This is a genomic window from Marinobacter sp. bablab_jr008 (assembly GCF_016464145.1).
In the GTDB taxonomy this organism is placed as follows: Bacteria; Pseudomonadota; Gammaproteobacteria; order Pseudomonadales; family Oleiphilaceae; genus Marinobacter; species Marinobacter nauticus.
Map to the genome: position 1 here is coordinate 148,505 of NZ_JACDWW010000089.1, position 16,134 is coordinate 164,638.

Sequence of the window (16,134 nt, forward strand, 5' to 3'; positions counted from 1 at the left end):
CACCCCAACGTCTGTCAGTCCGCACGTTCAATCTCGCAAAGGAGCGGATGTTCGCATTCCGAGGAATACTGGTTCACCTGTGCTGCCTTTGTTTCCGCGATGTCTCGGGTATATACCCCACATACGGCTTTTCCCTGCGTATGGACGAGCAGCATCACCTGCGTCGCCTTTTCTTCGTTCATGGCGAAGAACTTCATCAGTACGTCCACCACAAAATCCATGGGTGTGTAATCATCATTCAGGAGCACAACCCGGTAACGCGCCGGGCGCTTCAGGGCAGGCTTCTCCGGCGCAACACTGACCCCCTCATGGCGACCGGGTTGTTCATCCTCCCCCTGATTGAATACTAGTAGAGAATTCTCAATTGTCCGCATGGTTCCATATACCGGTTATTCGGTTCCTGACTTAAATGTGGATGCGTGGCAGCGTGTTTTCAAGCCAACACTGCCCACAAGCGTGCGTTGTTTATCAATACGAACATGATACCGCTTCCAGACCTGCCAGAACCACCTGTTCCGCAGTATCCGGCACTTGACTCGGGCGCCGGTTTGGCCGACAGTAGTGTGCATTGTTAAAGAATGTAAACTCATGCTTCAGCGTGTAACCCAAAGCCACATCCAATACCGGTTTCACGTTGTTGGCAACAGTTCCGGCGCCACCAGGGCGCTGTGAATTCAACACACAAAACCAATAATAAGGGAGCACCTGCCAAGCCTCTGGAACTCGCCCGCCATACACGGGCACCAAAACAGAGGAGCAGTCAGCGCCTCCCAAAGTGACAGCAAAGGAACAGGGGAGTTCATCATGCCAAGAGGCAAAGTCAAATGGTTCAATAATGCCAAGGGATACGGCTTCATCATTGAAGATGGCTGCAGCGATGACCTGTTTGCCCATTTCTCCTCAGTCCAGATGGATGGCTACAAAACCCTCAAGGCCGGTCAGACGGTAACGTTCGACAAGAAGCCAAGTGACAAGGGCGTTCACGCCATCAACATTGTCCCGGACGAGGTTCCGGCCAGAGAATCCGGGCCGAAAACGGCATCGGATTCCTCGGATCAGGCGGCTCAATCAAGCAACAGCAACGAGAGCTACACGCCCCGCGCTGTAAACGGCTGATGCCGGGCGTTGTCTGAGAACTTCAGCCAACGCCGGGCAGCCTGGCATTTCTTTCCTTTTCCCGCCGGTTTTACCGGCGGGCAGGCTTCGTGCTTTTTAATCAACGGTGATTACAGTAGTCTTGGCGCTTTCGCGCATTTCCGGCACAGGACTTCACCCATGGCGAAGCTGATTCTCTTCAACAAGCCATTTCACGTATTGAGTCAGTTTACCGACGAGCGCGCCAGCCATCCCAGGGCTACCCTTGCCGACTGGATTGACCAACCCGGCGTTTATCCGGCCGGCCGGCTCGATTACGATTCCGAAGGGCTTTTGCTGCTCACCGACCACGGCGCATTGCAACACCGTATCGCATCGCCAACCAACAAAATGCCCAAGACTTACTGGGTTCAGGTCGAAGGTGAGCCCACAGACGATGCCCTGCACGCGCTATGCAAAGGCGTAGCGCTGAAAGACGGGATCACACGGCCAGCCAAGGCAGAGCGACTTGAAACACCCGACCTGTGGCCCCGAAATCCTCCGGTGCGGTTTCGGCAGAATGTGCCCACCAGCTGGCTGGCACTGACCATTACCGAGGGCAAGAACCGACAGGTGCGCCGAATGACTGCAGCCGTGGGCTACCCTACCCTGAGACTGATCCGGGTCCGCATCGGGGACTGGACGCTGGATAACCTGAAGCCGGGCGAATACCGAAGTGTTACGGTCAATCTGCCCGATACACCCCCGAACACATCCGCCAGGCCTAAAAGGAGGCGCCGCCGATCATGACCTGGAAACCCCATGCCACCGTGGCGGTGGTTGTTGAAGACGATCAGGGCCGGTTTCTTCTGGTTGAGGAAGTCAGTGGCGGGAAGGTGGTTTTCAATCAGCCCGCAGGCCATATCGAGGAGAACGAGGCCATTCTGGATGCCGTACGCCGGGAAACCATGGAAGAGACCGGGTGGGAGATAGAACCGGTTTTTTTCCTCGGCATCTACACCTACAAGGCCCCCGCCAATGGTGTCACCTACTACCGGTTCTGTTATGCCGCCAAAGCCCTCCGGCACGCCACCGACAAGCTGGATACCGGCATCATCGGCCCACACTGGCTGACGCCGGAGGAAATCCGGGAACTCGGTGACCAGCTTCGAAGCCCGCTGGTGCTCCAGTGCATCGAGGATTACCGAAACGGACGCAAATTCCCCCTTGATGTGGTTGTGGATGGACAGACGTAATCACCGGATGATGTTAAAATTCGCGCTTTTGACCGGTTCCCAGACGAAATGACCCAGAATACTGAGCCCCAATCCCCCGAGCACACCCGCGTGATCGTCGGCATGTCCGGCGGCGTGGATTCGTCCGTTGCTGCCTGGCTCCTGAAAGATCAGGGGTACCAGGTGGAAGGCCTGTTCATGAAAAACTGGGACGAGGACGACGGGACCGAATACTGTACAGCAATGACCGATCTGGCAGATGCTCAGGCAGTTGCCGACGCCATCGGCATCAAACTGCACACCGCCAGCTTCGCTGCGGAGTACTGGGACCGGGTATTCGAGCATTTTCTGTCGGAATACAGTGCCGGCCGAACCCCCAATCCGGACATCCTCTGCAACAAGGAAGTAAAATTCCGGGCATTCCTGGATTACGCCGTTACTCTGGGCGCCGACTATATCGCGACCGGCCATTACACACGCCAGCGCCCGCTCAACGATGGTAGCGGCAAGGCCCAGTTGCTCAAGGGGCTGGACCCCAACAAAGACCAGAGTTACTTCCTCCATGCCGTCTCCGGCCAGCGCATCGCCCGCACCCTGTTTCCGGTGGGCGAACTGGAAAAGCCGGAGGTTCGCCGGATTGCTGAAGAGCAAGGGTTCGTTACTCACGATAAAAAAGATTCGACAGGAATCTGTTTTATCGGGGAACGGAAGTTTACCGATTTTCTGAAACAGTACCTGCCCGCTCAGCCCGGCAACATTGAAACGCCCGACGGCACGGTGATTGGCAAACATCAAGGCCTGATGTATCACACCATAGGGCAACGTCAGGGCCTTGGCATTGGCGGTCTTGCGGAGTTTGGCGACGACCCCTGGTATGTGGCAGAAAAGGATCTCAACCGGAACGTATTGATTGCCGTCCAGGGCAAGCATCACCCACTGTTGTTTTCGCGGGGACTGGTCTCGGGCCCTGTTGACTGGGTTGCCGGCGAACCTCCGGCACAGAAGTTCCGCTGCAAGGCGAAAACCCGATATCGCCAACCGGATCAGGATTGCGAGGTTACCGTCATAGACGGTGGCGTGAAGGTCATCTTCGACGACGCCCAGCGTGCCGTAACTCCCGGTCAATCCGTGGTTTTCTATCAAGGTGAGGTGTGCCTGGGCGGCGGTGTTATTGAGCAAACCTGGCGCGATAACGAAGCTTTACCTGCAAGACTTGAGCGCCTGGCAAGTGAAGGATCTGACACATGAGCCGCTCCCTGCATGACCAGACCCTGGCGCTGGCCGGCCTGTGTCAGGCTGCGACCCTGGTGCAGCAGATTGCCCATAACGGCAACTGCAATGAAGACAGCCTGGAAACCTGTATTCGCTCATTGTTTGCCACCAACCCGGCCTCAACGCTGGATGTCTACGGCGGCGAATTGTCTGACATACGGGAAGGATTGACGGTACTTTCAACGGTACTGGCCCAGCACGGCCAACCTCAGGACGTAGAAATCCTGCGGTACGTGTTCAACCTGATCCAGCTTGAAGCCAAACTCAAACGCTCCCCGGACATGCTGGACGTTATCGGGAACAGGATCGAGCAGGCCCGGCATACCGCCAGCCATTTCGGTTACAGTCACAGCAACCTTCTGGGCAATCTCGCCTCGATCTATGCCGACACCATCAGCACCTTCCGTTTGCGCATTCAGGTAACCGGCAACCCGCAGATACTCCAGCGTAATGAAAATGCAGACAAGGTACGGGCCCTGTTGCTGGCCGGCATCCGATCTGCCGTGCTGTGGAGGCAAAGTGGCGGCCACCGCTGGCAACTCATTTTCACCCGCAAGAAGGTCATCAGCCATGCCCGGGAGTTGCTGCGCTGATTCAGCGAGCCGGCTGGTGTATCATTAGCAGCTTCATTTTCCTGTCCCGCTTTTTCTTTGATGAACTGAGAGGTTTTCGATGGAACTCACCGCCCTGACCGCTATTTCTCCGGTCGATGGCCGCTACGGCAGCAAAGTCAGTGTATTTCGCAGTATTTTCAGTGAATACGGCCTGATCCGTAACCGGGTAACCGTCGAAATCCGCTGGTTGCAGAAACTGGCTGCCCATCCGGCGATTACCGAAGTGCCCGCGTTTTCCGCCGAAGCCAATGCGTTTCTGGACAAGATGGTCAACGAGTTCAGTCTGGCCGATGCTGAGCGAATCAAGGAAATCGAGCGCACCACCAACCACGACGTCAAAGCGGTTGAGTACCTGATCAAAGAAAAAATTGCCGACGTGCCTGAGCTGCACGCGGTGACCGAATTTGTTCACTTTGCCTGCACCTCAGAGGACATCAACAACCTGTCCCATGGTCTGATGCTGCGCGAAGGCCTGGATCACGGCCTGCTGCCGGCCATGGAAAACCTGGTCGAAAAGCTGGCCGAGCTGGCCCGGGAGCACGCTGAACAGCCCATGCTGTCCCGCACCCACGGTCAGACCGCCTCCCCGACCACGGTCGGCAAGGAACTGGCCAACGTGGTCTATCGCCTGCGCCGCCAGCTGATGCAGATCCGCGAAGTGGAAATCATGGGCAAGATCAACGGTGCGGTGGGTAACTACAACGCCCACCTGTCTGCCTACCCGGACGTGGACTGGGCTGCCAACGCCGAAGAATTCATTGAGAGCCTCGGCCTCGACTGGAACCCGTACACGACCCAGATCGAACCCCACGACTACATCGCCGAACTCTATGATGCCATTGCTCGCTTCAATACCATCCTGATCGACCTGGACCGGGACATCTGGGGCTACATCTCCCTGGGCTATTTCAAACAGAAAACGGTGGCCGGTGAAATCGGATCTTCTACCATGCCCCACAAGGTGAATCCGATCGACTTCGAGAATTCTGAAGGTAATCTCGGCATCGCCAATGCCCTCTTCGGCCATTTGTCAGCCAAGCTGCCGATTTCGCGCTGGCAGCGTGACCTGACCGACTCCACCGTTTTGCGCAACCTGGGCGTTGGCTTTGCCCACAGCCTGATTGCCTACGAAGCCACCCTCAAAGGTCTGGGCAAGCTGGAAATCAACCCGGCCCGTCTGAACGAAGACCTGAACAACGCCTGGGAAGTACTGGCGGAGCCGATTCAGACCGTGATGCGCCGTTACAACATCGAGAAACCCTACGAAAAGCTCAAGGACTTGACCCGCGGCAAGGCCATGACGCCCGAAGTCATAAAGAATTTCGTGGAAACCCTGGAGATCCCGGAACAGGCGAAGGCCGAGCTGCGCGCCCTGACCCCGGACAACTACATCGGTAACGCGATCGACCAGGCCAAAGACATCTAGGCAGGAGCAACACCATGGATATGCTTGGCGGGCTGACAGCCAATGAATTTCTGCGTGACTACTGGCAGAAAAAGCCACTGGTTATCCGCCAGGCGTTTCCCGGTTTTCAGTGCCCGGTCAGCCAGGATGAGCTGGCCGGACTGGCCTGCGAAGAAGCCGTTGAATCCCGCATCGTCATCGAGAACGATGCCGGAAAACCCTGGCAGCTTCACAATGGCCCGTTCACTCCGGATCGTTTCAGCGAGCTGCCGGAGCAGGACTGGACCTTGCTGGTCCAGGGCCTGGACCACTGGGTACCGGAAATTGCTGATCTGCTCGACAACTTCCGGTTCATCCCTAACTGGCGGCTGGACGACATTATGGCCAGCTACGCACCGACAGGCGGTAGCGTTGGGCCCCACTACGATATGTATGACGTGTTTCTGCTGCAGGCCCAGGGCCACCGCCGCTGGACCTTCGGCGGACACTGTGACCACAGATCGCCACGGGTAGAAGGTACACCCTTACGGATTCTGAGCAGTTGGGACGGCGAAGAAACTGTGACCCTGGCGCCGGGTGACATGCTTTACCTGCCACCAGGCGTTGGCCATCATGGGGTGGCGGAAGACGACTGCATTACCCTGTCTGTGGGTTTTCGGGCACCTACGGTCGACGACGTACTGACCAGCTTTACCGACTACCTGAGCCAGAAGGAAAAAGCGGCTGAACATCTGGATGACCCTGACCTTCAGGTTCAGGAGAACCCCGGGACTATCGGCGCCGACGTGGTTGAACGTCTCGACGCGGTAATTCGGGAGCAACTCGGTGATCGGCGTAATCTGGCCCTTTGGTTCGGGCAGTTCGCTACCGCCCCCAAAAGCATGGACATCGTCGTTCCAGCCGAGGAGCCGGCGGAGGCCGAAGATCTGGCCGAAGCCATTCGGGCCGGTGAACAACTGCGCTGGAATGAAGGCTCCCGTTTCGCCTACCATGAGCTGGACAACGAGACCGCTCTGTTTGTTGATGGCGAACAATTCCTGCTCAAGGGCGACGCCCGTCCGCTGGCTCCCCTGCTCTGCGCCCGCTCCCGTATTGACATGGCGACACTGGCAGAATTTGCCGGCGACGAAGCGTTGCTGGGGCTGTTGACCAACCTCTACAACCAGGGCTCGATCTATTTCGAGTAAGCCATGGATCTGAGATTTCGCAAATACAGCTGGCAACTGGCACCCGGGTCGGTTCGCGAGATTCGCCAGCGGGTGTTTATCGATGAGCAGAAGGTGCCGCCAGAGCTTGAGTGGGATGACACCGACGAGATTGCTGATCATTATCTTGCCGTCGATGCGTCCAACCAACCCGTGGCCACCGCCCGCCTGTTTTCCGCCCTGGAAGAAACCGGCTACATCGGCCGCATGGCCGTGTTACCGGAAGCCCGGGGCAAAGGTGTTGGAGAAGCCCTGCTCAGGCACCTGATCGCCGAGTCTGCCGGCCGATACCAGGAACTCCGGCTCTCAGCCCAGGAACATGCCACTGGTTTTTACCAACGATGCGGCTTCCACATCTGTTCGCTTACCCCCTATGAGGATGCCGGCATTCCGCACCTCGACATGCGCTGTCTGGCACCGGATCTCGCCCATCGGGCCGGTGCAGGACGCAGCAACCCGTTAATCCTGGGAGCCGATGAGGAATCCTGGCTGTTTGACCAGCCCTCATCCTTCATGAACCTGATGGATTCCCTGGTTGGCCAGGCTGGCCAGCGCCTATGGCTTTACGACCGGATTCTGGACCATGAATTCTACGACAGGCATCGCCTGCGGGAATTGGTCTCTGCCCTCGCCCGTCGCCATCGACTGAGCGAGGTCCGTTTGTTGATTCACGACGACAAGCCATTAGTGCAACGACGACACCAACTGGTAGAACTGATGCGCCGGCTCACCAGCCGCATTGAGCTCCGGCTGGTGAACGAGGACTACCCCATGGAGGATCAGCCCTTCCTGCTGGTCGACCGCCAGGGCGTGTTGTACCGACACAGCTTTGACAAGACCGAGGGCTTTGCCGATTTTTCCGCCGGCCGGCGGGTCCGGCTGATGGAAGAGGCGTTCCAGAAAATGTGGGACGCCGCGCGCCCCTCTCTGGAGTTACGCGAACTACCGCTCTGAGTGGGACACCTGAACCGCCTGAGGTGACTCGAAACTGGCCCCGAATGGCGCAAATTCCTCATCCACTTCTTCCGCCACTTCCACAATCAGTTTGCGCAGCCACTGATGGTCCGAGTTGTGCTGCAGCAGCGGGCTCCAGGCCATCTTGAGTTCAAAGGGCGGAATCTCAAAAGGCGGCACCTTGACCACCAGATTTGGATTATCTTTTTGCAGCCAGGCTGCTCTCGATGGCAGCGTGGCGATCAGATCGTGTTGTTCCGCCAGCAGCATCGCCACCTGATAATGGCGCGTAAACACGGAAATCTGGCGCTTGCGCCCCATTCTGCCCAGTGCCTCGTCCACCCAGCCCAGGCGTTGAACATCCTTCGGATTCACCCCCACCCCGACACCAAAACCGGTCTTGCTGACCCAGATATGACTGGCGTCCAGATAGGTATCCAGTGTAAACGGCTCTTTCAGGATCGGGTTCCGGGCGTTCATCAGGCACGCAAAGTATTCCGTCCAGAGGGTTTTCTGATGAAATGACTGGGGAATCTTGTCGAAACGGTTAATCGCCATGTCCAGGCGACCCTGCTCCACATCCAGAAAACTGACATCACTGGGCGTCAGAACATCCAGCGTGACATGCGGTGCTTCCTGTCGGATACGGCGCAACACCCGTGGCATCAGGCAGGATTCCGCGTAATCACTGGCCATGATCCGGAACACCCGCTGGCTCTCACCGGCCGCAAATGGCGTTTTTTCCTGCACCGCCTGCTCGATATCCGATAGAATCCCGCGAACCAGTGGCTGCAATTCCCTGGCCCGCTCGGTGGCCGTCATGCCTTCACTGGTTCGCACCAGCAGGGGATCGCCAAACAGATCCCGCAGCCTCCGCAAACCGTTACTCATGGCCGGCTGAGTGATGCCAAGGTGATTAGCCGCCTTGGTTACATTGCGCTCCCGCAACAGCACATCCAGGTACACAAGCAGGTTCAGATCAACACGGGAAATGTCCATAGGCAGCCAGACCTCACCGTCAGCAGCAGAGTGTATTATTCATTTCCGCAATATACAGGAATCTGAAAATTCACGTAATAAATGAGCCTACTGCCCTGATTACAACCTGAAAAGGACGAGATAGCATATTTCTGCTAGGCTTTCAGGGCGTTACCGAATAATATCAAAACCAATAAAACAAGCCCTCGGGCCAGACGTTCATTCAATCCGGAGCCTAACCCCACACCATGGATACCACTACCATTGTGCTGCTGCTCGCCGCGATCGTCACCGTTTCCCTGGTTATTATCGTTTTCAGCCAGATGCGGGAAAAAGCGAGGATCGAACGCGTTCGCAAAATGACGGCTCAGGAAGATGCCTACAACAAGGCCTACCGCCTGCTTACCGATATTCCCGGCCAATACCTCACGCCAGACCTTAAACTACTGCTGCTCAAGCGCATGGAAGACGCCTGCCAGGAACTGACCGCGCTGAAGAGTGATCAGCCGGTAAAACAGTGGCTGGAGAACATTGCGCAAACCAAAAAGCAGATTCTGGAAAAGAACGACCAGCGCCCACCCGTAAAAGTCGACTCTCCGGAAAAGTCCACCTACATCAAAGAACTGCTCCAGGCCTTGTTCAAGCTGATTGAGGCTATGCATAAAGCCGGCCGGATAGACTCTGCCACCGCCAAGAAGAATCTGAAGTATGTTCTGTTTCTGGTGCACAAAACCCACGCCGACCTGCACGTTTTCCAGGCCCGGGATTTCATTCGCCAGAACCAGATCCGCAAGGCCATTCACGCTTATCACCTTGCCAGTACTGAGATGGGCAAATCCCGGGACAACCCTCTGGCCATGAAAGCGGTGAAGAGTTTCCGTACCCGCATCAAGGAACTTGAGGAAATGAGCACAGAGGGCAAGATGAATGAGGAAAGCCATTCCAAGCTGGACAAGGAATGGGACAACTTTCTGCAGGACGACGGCACCTGGAAGAAAAAAGCGGATTACGACGACTGAACGCAGCTTCGTAAACGCCCATATCTCAAGGATGACGCAACATCGTGTTTAACAGAATCAGGCAACGGCTCTCCTATCGCCTCACCCGGGACACGGTCCTGGTCGCCATGGTGCTGGGCCTGGTACTGAACCTGATCCAGATTACCCTGGACTACTTCACCGCCCGGGAATCGATGGACCGCGAAGTTCGCGCCCTGATTGAAATCAGCCAGAGCCCGGCCTCCCAGATTGCCTATAACATTGATGTCCGGCTCGCGGAGGAGCTGCTCGACGGCCTCTTGCAACACCCCGCCACCATAGACGCCCGAATTATTGACAGCGATGGCCAGACCATGGCTGCAGCCAGCCAGAGCAGCCCGGTTTCCCGCTATCGCTGGATCAGCGATCTGCTGTTTGGCGCCAGCCGCGTGTTCAATGAGGAACTGCAGGTGCCGCAATTGGCGGATCTGCCTCTGGGCCAGCTTGTTGTAACCATCGACACCTATCATTACGGCATACAGTTTCTCACCCGGGCGACCAATACCCTGATTATCGGGCTGCTGAAAAGCCTTGCGCTCTCCGGTGTACTGCTCGCCATTTTCTATTTTGTGTTGACCCGGCCCATGATGAACGTCATCAACGCCCTCAGTCAGGTGCGTGCAAGTTCTCCGGAGAAAGTCCGGCTTCCTATTCCGGAAAACCACAAAGGTGATGAAATCGGCACCATGGTGGGCATCATCAACCAGCACCTGGAGAACATGGAAGTGAGCGTGGCCAAGCTGCGATCCGCCGAAAGCGCCATGAAAAACTATTCCAGCCAGCTGGAACGGGAAGTGGAGGACCGCACCCGGGAGATATCTGAAAAGAATGAAGCTTTGCTGCGCGGTAACCGGGCGCTGGTCCGCGCCAAGGAAGACGCTGTTCGCAGAGCTCGCGCCCGGGCCAACTTTCTGGCAAGCATGAGCCACGAAATTCGCACACCACTCAACGGTGTTCTGGGCATGCTGGGTCTGGCACTGGAAAGCGAGAAAGACGCAGGTCAACGCAATCGCCTGGAAATCGCTCTGAATGCCGGTGAGAGCTTACTCGGCCTGCTCAACGACATTCTCGACATCTCCAAGGTAGAGGCTGGCAAGCTCTCCCTGGAAAGCATTCCTTTCAGCATGAGAAAACTGATTGAAGAATGCGCAACCCTGCACGCTCAACAAGCCCGGCGCAAAGGCATTAACCTGGTTAACGAGACCGCGCCGGATTTGCCAGAACATTTTCTGGGGGACCCCACCCGTACCCGTCAGATTCTGAACAATCTGCTCAGCAATGCCATCAAATTCACCGATGCAGGCACCGTAAAGATTCGCACCAGCTGGTCCGGGGGCAGCTTGCGACTGGAAGTCGTCGACACCGGGATCGGTATGTCGAGAGAAGGGCTTCACCGGATCTTCTCACCGTTTTCCCAGGCCGATACTGACACCACCCGCCTCTATGGCGGAACCGGGCTTGGGCTGACACTCTGCAGACAACTGGTGGAGCGAATGCATGGCCAGATTCTGGTGGATTCCAAGGAAGGCGCCGGAACCCACTTTACCGTGACCCTGCCGCTTCCGGTACACCAGGGCGATGAATGGGAGATCGCAGAAGACGTTCTGCAACGCCTGGGCGACATAGGCATTGCCATGGCTCTGCCCCAAAGCAACCCTCACAGACTGGCCATTGAGTCCCAGTTGCGCTCCTGGAACATACCGGTGCGCAGCGCGAGCCGGCATCCGGAGGGCATCCTGCTGATTGATGCAGCAAATTCGCCCCGGGAAAATCTTGCCTTTGCCAATGACTGGCGCGGAGAAGGCGTGATCCTGGCCGACCAGTCCGGCACCGCCACCAGCGACCACCCGAGACACTGCGTTGTGGCACTCCCACTGCGAAGAGACGACCTGTTCCGATGCCTGTGCGCTGCCGGCGGGTTGGATTCAGGCGAACAATCAACGCACCCGGATCGATCGCTTGGCACAAGCCGGCAACCGGTACCGGCTCTCAACATCCTTCTGGTGGAAGACAACCAGGTCAACCAGTTGGTGGCCAGCAGCCTGCTGAAGAAACTGGGGCACCGGGTAGATCACGCGGAGAACGGGCGCCGGGCACTGGAAGCACTTCAGAACAAAGCTTACGACCTGGTACTGATGGACTGCCAGATGCCGGTTATGGACGGTTACGAAGCAACCCGCGCTATCCGCCAGAATCCCCAATGGCAAACGCTGCCGGTTATCGCGGTAACCGCCAATGTGATGCAAGGCGACCGCGAGGACTGCCTGGCCTCGGGCATGAATGACTACATCACCAAGCCCTATAATCGTGACGAACTCAGGGCGGTTATCGCTCGCTGGGCTCCGCTGTCTCCAGAACCTCCAGCAGACTCCTGAGCTCCTGGCGCAGCGATAGCAATCGCTCCGGCTCAATATCCAGACCACACATCAGGCGGCCGGGCACGTTCGCCGCCTTGGCCCGCATTGCCCGTCCGGCATCGGTCAGCCTCAACCGAACCACCCGTTCATCCTCGGCGAGCCGAGCCCGTTGCAACAGTTCCCGCTGCTCCAGGCGTTTAAGTAGCGGCGTCAACGTTCCCGAGTCCAGTCTTAATCTGGCCCCCAGGTCGCCGACCCGTGGCCGAAGCCCCTCACGGTCTGCTTCCCACATCACCAGCATGACCAGATACTGGGGATAGGTCAGCCCCAGCTCCTCCAGTAACGGCCGGTACCGGGCGGTCACCGCCCGGTTGGCTGCGTAGAGGGCAAAACAGATCTGGTTATCAAGCGCCAGTATCTGATCGTTGTCCTTCATGGTCAGAGTAATTTCTCGATATCGGCACGGATGTCGGCCGGTTTCGCCGTTGGCGCATAGCGCCGCACAACCTGGCCTTCCCGGTTAACCAGAAACTTGGTGAAATTCCACTTCACTTTCTCAGAACCCATCAGGCCTTTGGCCTCACGTTTCAGGAACCGAAACAGCGGATGCGTGCCGTCACCGTTCACCTCAATCTTGGCGAACATGGGGAAACTGACACCGTAGTTCAGGGAGCAGAACTGGCTGATGGCATCGTCGTTACCGGGGTCCTGATTCATGAACTGATTACAGGGGAAGCCCAGCACCTCAAACCCGCGTTCCCCCAATTCGTCATGGAGTGACTGAAGGCCCTCAAATTGGGGCGTAAAACCGCATTTTGAGGCCGTATTCACAATGAGCAGAACCTTGCCCCGATAGTCGTCCATTGATACTTCCTGCCCTTTAATATCTTTGGCACTGAAACTGTAGATGGTTTCGCTCGCCATGAAATCTCTCTCCTGTATTGGCCGGCCACGGCCGATTTTGTATGAACGGCTGAGTCATATTGTGCACAATATAATTTCCCCCAACAAGATTCTAAATTGTCACTTCGGGTCAGCCTGCTGACACATCACTTCAAAGACGTTCCGTAAACTATCCTGATTTGGCCACAATTCCACACAATTGCCCCTGTTACCCCGAGGCGTCCCTCCGCTAGAATAAGGCTTTCGTTCAGAACCTTAGCGAAGGACCCAGGCTCCCATGCAGAACTATTTCAAATCCGCCAAACTCGACAATGTCTGTTATGAAATTCGTGGCGTGGTTCTGCGTGAAGCCCGCAGGCTCGAAGAAGAAGGGCACCGGGTTCTGAAGCTGAACATCGGCAACCCGGCAGCCTTCGAGCTCGACGTTCCGGAAGAAATCCAGCAAGACGTCATTTACAACATGCACCAGGCTCAGGGCTACGTGGAATCCAAAGGCCTGTTTTCGGCCCGAAAGGCCGTGATGCACTACTGCCAGCAGCGGGGCATTGCCAAAGTCGATATTGATGACATTTATCTGGGCAATGGCGTCAGCGAGCTGATTGTGATGTCCATGCAGGCATTGCTGAATACCGGCGACGAGGTACTGATTCCGGCCCCGGACTACCCGCTCTGGACCGCCGCCGTCACCCTCTCCAGCGGCAAACCGGTGCATTACCGCTGCGACGAACAACAGGACTGGTTCCCGGACATCGACGATATCCGCAAAAAGATCACCCGCCGGACCCGGGCTATTGTGCTGATCAACCCGAATAACCCGACCGGTGCCGTGTATTCTGAGGAATTACTCCAGCAAGTACTGGAGCTGGCCCGGGAACACAATCTCATCATCCTGTCCGACGAGATCTACGACAAGATCCTGTACGACGGCACCCAGCACACATCCATCGCCTCGATGGCAGACGACGTGCTGTTTTTCACCTACAACGGCCTGTCCAAAAACTACCGGGCGGCCGGTTATCGTTCCGGCTGGATGATCATCAGCGGAGCCAAGCACAAGGCCCGGGACCTGATCGAAGGGATCGACATGCTTTCGAACATGCGCCTGTGCGCCAATGTGCCGGCCCAGCTGGCAATCCAGACCTCTCTGGGTGGCTATCAGTCCATCAACGATCTGGTGGCACCGGGTGGGCGTCTCTACGAGCAGCGTGAGACCGCCTGGCGCATGCTCAATGACATTCCCGGCGTCAGCTGCGTCAAGCCGAAAGGGGCGCTTTACATGTTTCCGAGGCTCGACCCCAAGCACTTCCCGGTGGTGAATGACGAGAAGCTGGTTCTGGATCTGCTGCTCCAGGAGAAAATACTTCTGGTTCAGGGCTCGGCCTTCAACATTGATGACAAGCAGCATCTCCGGGTTGTTTTCCTGCCCAGAGCGGACACGCTGTCGGATGCCATGGGCCGTCTGGGCAATTTCCTTGAACACTATCGCCAGTAAACCGGAGTCAGTATGGCCGACATTCATGTCGAGGAATTCTACAAGGACGTGGCAATCGCCCTGGTTCAGCTCTACATGTCGTTTCCCCGGCGGGTAAACCTGTTCGTGGAGGATATCGCCGGGCCAGACGAGCCCGACGAATTCGGCCTGCACAGCAAGCGCCACATGGCCTGTTTCGGCGCCCTGCTCTGGCTGTCCGAAGAAGGCCTGCTCCGATACGTGGATACCATTCGCCAGGAAGCTCTGGATCAGGCGGTGCTGACCCGGGAGGCATTTGTTCGGCTCAGCGCCCCGGCCCCGCAGGCGCTTCTGAGGGAACTGTCGGCGGCTTCAAACGAACCCGAATTGCCGCCTTCCGTTCAGAAGGACTTGTCCACCTATATTCATCTGCTGCGCTCCGCCCTGAAAAGCGGCAGTTCCAGCCGCATCAGTCTGGCGGTGCAATCAACCTTCTTTAACGATTCAGGCCTGCAACCCGTTCATTAAATGGCGTTAAGGTTCTTGAACCGCTGAACCGGATCCACATATATCGGTCAGAAAGGCAATACGTTTCCCGGTAAGCTGATACAGGAAAAAACCATGCGTATTCTGTTGTTTCTGGCCACCAACCTGGCCGTTATTCTGGTTGCGAGTTTTACCCTGCGACTGCTGGGGGTCGATAGTTATCTGGCACAACAAGGCATCGACTACGGCTCGCTACTGGCGTTTGCGGCGGTGTTCGGCTTCGCTGGTGCGTTTATCTCGCTGTTCCTATCCAAGCCCATGGCGAAGTGGAGCACCAAAGCCCGGGTGATCGACTCACCTCGCACGCCGGCGGAGCGCTGGCTGGTTGAAACCGTCGCGGAGCTGGCAAAGAAAGCCGGCATAGGTATGCCCGAAGTGGCGATCTTCCCTGCTCAGCAATCCAATGCCTTTGCCACTGGATGGAATAAAAACGATTCTCTGGTGGCGGTCAGTGAGGGGTTGTTAAGCCGCTTTGACAAGGACGAAATCCGGGCCGTACTGGGCCATGAGATTGGCCATGTGGCCAATGGCGACATGGTGACTCTGACGCTGATCCAGGGCGTGGTAAACACCTTTGTTATCTTCGCATCGCGGGTGATCGGCTCGTTCGTGGACCGGGTCATCTTCAAGAATGAGAACGGCCATGGAATCGGCTTTTTTGTCGTGAGCATCGTGGCAGAAATCGTGCTCGGCATCCTGGCCAGCACCATCGTGTTCTGGTTCTCCCGTCGTCGGGAATACCGTGCCGACATTGCCGGTGCCCAACTGGCAGGGCGAGGCGCCATGATCAGCGCCCTGGCGCACCTGAAAAAGGAAAGTGAGGTTCCGGATCAGATGCCGGACACCCTGCAGGCATTCGGTATCAACCGGGGCGCCCGCGAAGGTCTGGCAGCAATGTTCATGACCCACCCGCCGCTGGAGGACCGAATTGCAGCGCTACAGAACGCCAAACTGTAATCACATAGCGAGTAGGGTGAGGCGTTACCGCCTCATCCCTCTCACAGAACCGTACATACGGACCACGTATACGGCTCATGCCATTAACTTGCCCTGAACTCGGGGACAGGGATGCCGGTTCGTACTTGGGTCAGATCCATCAACCTC

17 protein-coding genes are annotated in these 16,134 nt (G+C 57.0%); 13 read left to right on the forward strand and 4 right to left on the reverse strand.

Annotated elements, in window-relative coordinates; genetic code table 11:
- Positions 1-14: 14 nt before the first annotated feature.
- On the reverse strand, positions 15-374 hold the full coding sequence (gene clpS, locus JIF53_RS18720) for an ATP-dependent Clp protease adapter ClpS (RefSeq protein ID WP_011785238.1): 360 nt from the start codon (positions 372-374) through the stop codon (positions 15-17).
- A 430-nt stretch (positions 375-804) separates the two neighbouring features.
- Between clpS and JIF53_RS19705 the strand changes: the two genes are divergently transcribed.
- From JIF53_RS19705 to JIF53_RS18760, 8 genes are all read left to right on the forward strand, one after another.
- Positions 805-1,116: a cold shock domain-containing protein gene (locus JIF53_RS19705; RefSeq protein ID WP_199453959.1), complete on the forward strand. Its 312-nt coding sequence runs from the start codon at positions 805-807 to the stop codon at positions 1,114-1,116.
- A 159-nt stretch (positions 1,117-1,275) separates the two neighbouring features.
- A complete protein-coding gene (locus tag JIF53_RS18730) occupies positions 1,276-1,884 on the forward strand; it encodes an rRNA large subunit pseudouridine synthase E (protein WP_199453961.1) in 609 nt (202 codons plus the stop codon).
- Positions 1,881-2,330: an NUDIX hydrolase gene (locus JIF53_RS18735; RefSeq protein WP_199453963.1), complete on the forward strand. Its 450-nt coding sequence runs from the start codon at positions 1,881-1,883 to the stop codon at positions 2,328-2,330. The genes JIF53_RS18730 and JIF53_RS18735 overlap by 4 nt, the downstream gene beginning before the upstream one ends.
- Positions 2,331-2,378: 48 nt before the next feature.
- Positions 2,379-3,557 (forward strand): tRNA 2-thiouridine(34) synthase MnmA, encoded by a 1,179-nt coding sequence (gene mnmA / locus JIF53_RS18740; RefSeq protein ID WP_023009998.1) that lies wholly within the window; start codon positions 2,379-2,381, stop codon positions 3,555-3,557.
- Positions 3,554-4,174, forward strand: coding sequence for a high frequency lysogenization protein HflD (hflD, locus tag JIF53_RS18745; RefSeq protein WP_023009997.1), 621 nt, complete (start codon positions 3,554-3,556; stop codon positions 4,172-4,174). Before mnmA ends, hflD begins: the two co-directional genes overlap by 4 nt.
- A 79-nt stretch (positions 4,175-4,253) precedes the next feature.
- Positions 4,254-5,621 carry an adenylosuccinate lyase gene (gene purB / locus JIF53_RS18750; RefSeq protein ID WP_023009996.1) on the forward strand — a complete coding sequence of 456 codons (1,368 nt, stop codon included), beginning with the start codon at positions 4,254-4,256 and terminating at the stop codon, positions 5,619-5,621.
- 14 nt (positions 5,622-5,635) lie between these two features.
- On the forward strand, positions 5,636-6,787 hold the full coding sequence (locus tag JIF53_RS18755; protein WP_014421217.1) for a cupin domain-containing protein: 1,152 nt from the start codon (positions 5,636-5,638) through the stop codon (positions 6,785-6,787).
- Between the two features lie 3 nt (positions 6,788-6,790).
- Positions 6,791-7,759 (forward strand): GNAT family N-acetyltransferase, encoded by a 969-nt coding sequence (locus tag JIF53_RS18760; RefSeq protein ID WP_011785246.1) that lies wholly within the window; start codon positions 6,791-6,793, stop codon positions 7,757-7,759.
- Here the strand turns inward: JIF53_RS18760 and JIF53_RS18765 are convergent.
- A complete protein-coding gene (locus JIF53_RS18765) occupies positions 7,748-8,758 on the reverse strand; it encodes a LysR family transcriptional regulator (protein WP_011785247.1) in 1,011 nt (336 codons plus the stop codon). The two genes, JIF53_RS18760 and JIF53_RS18765, sit on opposite strands and share 12 nt — an antisense overlap.
- Positions 8,759-8,985: 227 nt before the next feature.
- Here JIF53_RS18765 and JIF53_RS18770 point away from each other — a divergent pair, with 227 nt between their 5' ends.
- On the forward strand, positions 8,986-9,756 hold the full coding sequence (locus JIF53_RS18770; protein WP_011785248.1) for a hypothetical protein: 771 nt from the start codon (positions 8,986-8,988) through the stop codon (positions 9,754-9,756).
- Positions 9,757-9,800: 44 nt separating this feature from the next.
- Positions 9,801-12,149 carry a hybrid sensor histidine kinase/response regulator gene (locus JIF53_RS18775; RefSeq protein WP_199453965.1) on the forward strand — a complete coding sequence of 783 codons (2,349 nt, stop codon included), beginning with the start codon at positions 9,801-9,803 and terminating at the stop codon, positions 12,147-12,149.
- On the opposite strand, the gene JIF53_RS18780 is transcribed toward JIF53_RS18775, so the two are convergent.
- Complete coding sequence (locus JIF53_RS18780; protein WP_199453973.1) at positions 12,100-12,567, reverse strand: MarR family winged helix-turn-helix transcriptional regulator; 468 nt, start codon at positions 12,565-12,567, stop codon at positions 12,100-12,102. The genes JIF53_RS18775 and JIF53_RS18780 overlap by 50 nt on opposite strands.
- A 2-nt stretch (positions 12,568-12,569) precedes the next feature.
- A complete protein-coding gene (locus JIF53_RS18785; protein ID WP_023009992.1) occupies positions 12,570-13,055 on the reverse strand; it encodes a glutathione peroxidase in 486 nt (161 codons plus the stop codon).
- Positions 13,056-13,311: 256 nt separating this feature from the next.
- Between JIF53_RS18785 and JIF53_RS18790 the strand changes: the two genes are divergently transcribed.
- From JIF53_RS18790 to htpX, 3 genes are all read left to right on the forward strand, one after another.
- Positions 13,312-14,526: a pyridoxal phosphate-dependent aminotransferase gene (locus JIF53_RS18790; protein ID WP_199453975.1), complete on the forward strand. Its 1,215-nt coding sequence runs from the start codon at positions 13,312-13,314 to the stop codon at positions 14,524-14,526.
- Between the two features lie 12 nt (positions 14,527-14,538).
- Positions 14,539-15,012, forward strand: coding sequence for a hypothetical protein (locus JIF53_RS18795; protein ID WP_014421210.1), 474 nt, complete (start codon positions 14,539-14,541; stop codon positions 15,010-15,012).
- A 93-nt stretch (positions 15,013-15,105) separates the two neighbouring features.
- Positions 15,106-15,987 carry a protease HtpX gene (gene htpX, locus JIF53_RS18800; RefSeq protein ID WP_014421209.1) on the forward strand — a complete coding sequence of 294 codons (882 nt, stop codon included), beginning with the start codon at positions 15,106-15,108 and terminating at the stop codon, positions 15,985-15,987.
- Positions 15,988-16,134 lie beyond the last annotated feature (147 nt).

Excerpts from the sequence above, each read along its gene's own strand:
- JIF53_RS18755 (WP_014421217.1), top strand. The coding sequence starts at position 5,636 with ATGGATATGCTTGGCGGGCTGACAGCCAATGAATTTCTGCGTGACTAC.
- JIF53_RS18765 (WP_011785247.1), bottom strand. The coding sequence starts at position 8,758 with ATGGACATTTCCCGTGTTGATCTGAACCTGCTTGTGTACCTGGATGTG.
- JIF53_RS18795 (WP_014421210.1), top strand. The coding sequence starts at position 14,539 with ATGGCCGACATTCATGTCGAGGAATTCTACAAGGACGTGGCAATCGCC.
- mnmA (WP_023009998.1), top strand. The coding sequence starts at position 2,379 with ATGACCCAGAATACTGAGCCCCAATCCCCCGAGCACACCCGCGTGATC.
- JIF53_RS18785 (WP_023009992.1), bottom strand. The coding sequence starts at position 13,055 with ATGGCGAGCGAAACCATCTACAGTTTCAGTGCCAAAGATATTAAAGGG.
- clpS (WP_011785238.1), bottom strand. The coding sequence starts at position 374 with ATGCGGACAATTGAGAATTCTCTACTAGTATTCAATCAGGGGGAGGAT.
- htpX (WP_014421209.1), top strand. The coding sequence starts at position 15,106 with ATGCGTATTCTGTTGTTTCTGGCCACCAACCTGGCCGTTATTCTGGTT.
- hflD (WP_023009997.1), top strand. The coding sequence starts at position 3,554 with ATGAGCCGCTCCCTGCATGACCAGACCCTGGCGCTGGCCGGCCTGTGT.
- JIF53_RS18730 (WP_199453961.1), top strand. The coding sequence starts at position 1,276 with ATGGCGAAGCTGATTCTCTTCAACAAGCCATTTCACGTATTGAGTCAG.
- JIF53_RS18780 (WP_199453973.1), bottom strand. The coding sequence starts at position 12,567 with ATGAAGGACAACGATCAGATACTGGCGCTTGATAACCAGATCTGTTTT.
- JIF53_RS19705 (WP_199453959.1), top strand. The coding sequence starts at position 805 with ATGCCAAGAGGCAAAGTCAAATGGTTCAATAATGCCAAGGGATACGGC.
- JIF53_RS18760 (WP_011785246.1), top strand. The coding sequence starts at position 6,791 with ATGGATCTGAGATTTCGCAAATACAGCTGGCAACTGGCACCCGGGTCG.
- JIF53_RS18790 (WP_199453975.1), top strand. The coding sequence starts at position 13,312 with ATGCAGAACTATTTCAAATCCGCCAAACTCGACAATGTCTGTTATGAA.
- purB (WP_023009996.1), top strand. The coding sequence starts at position 4,254 with ATGGAACTCACCGCCCTGACCGCTATTTCTCCGGTCGATGGCCGCTAC.
- JIF53_RS18770 (WP_011785248.1), top strand. The coding sequence starts at position 8,986 with ATGGATACCACTACCATTGTGCTGCTGCTCGCCGCGATCGTCACCGTT.
- JIF53_RS18735 (WP_199453963.1), top strand. The coding sequence starts at position 1,881 with ATGACCTGGAAACCCCATGCCACCGTGGCGGTGGTTGTTGAAGACGAT.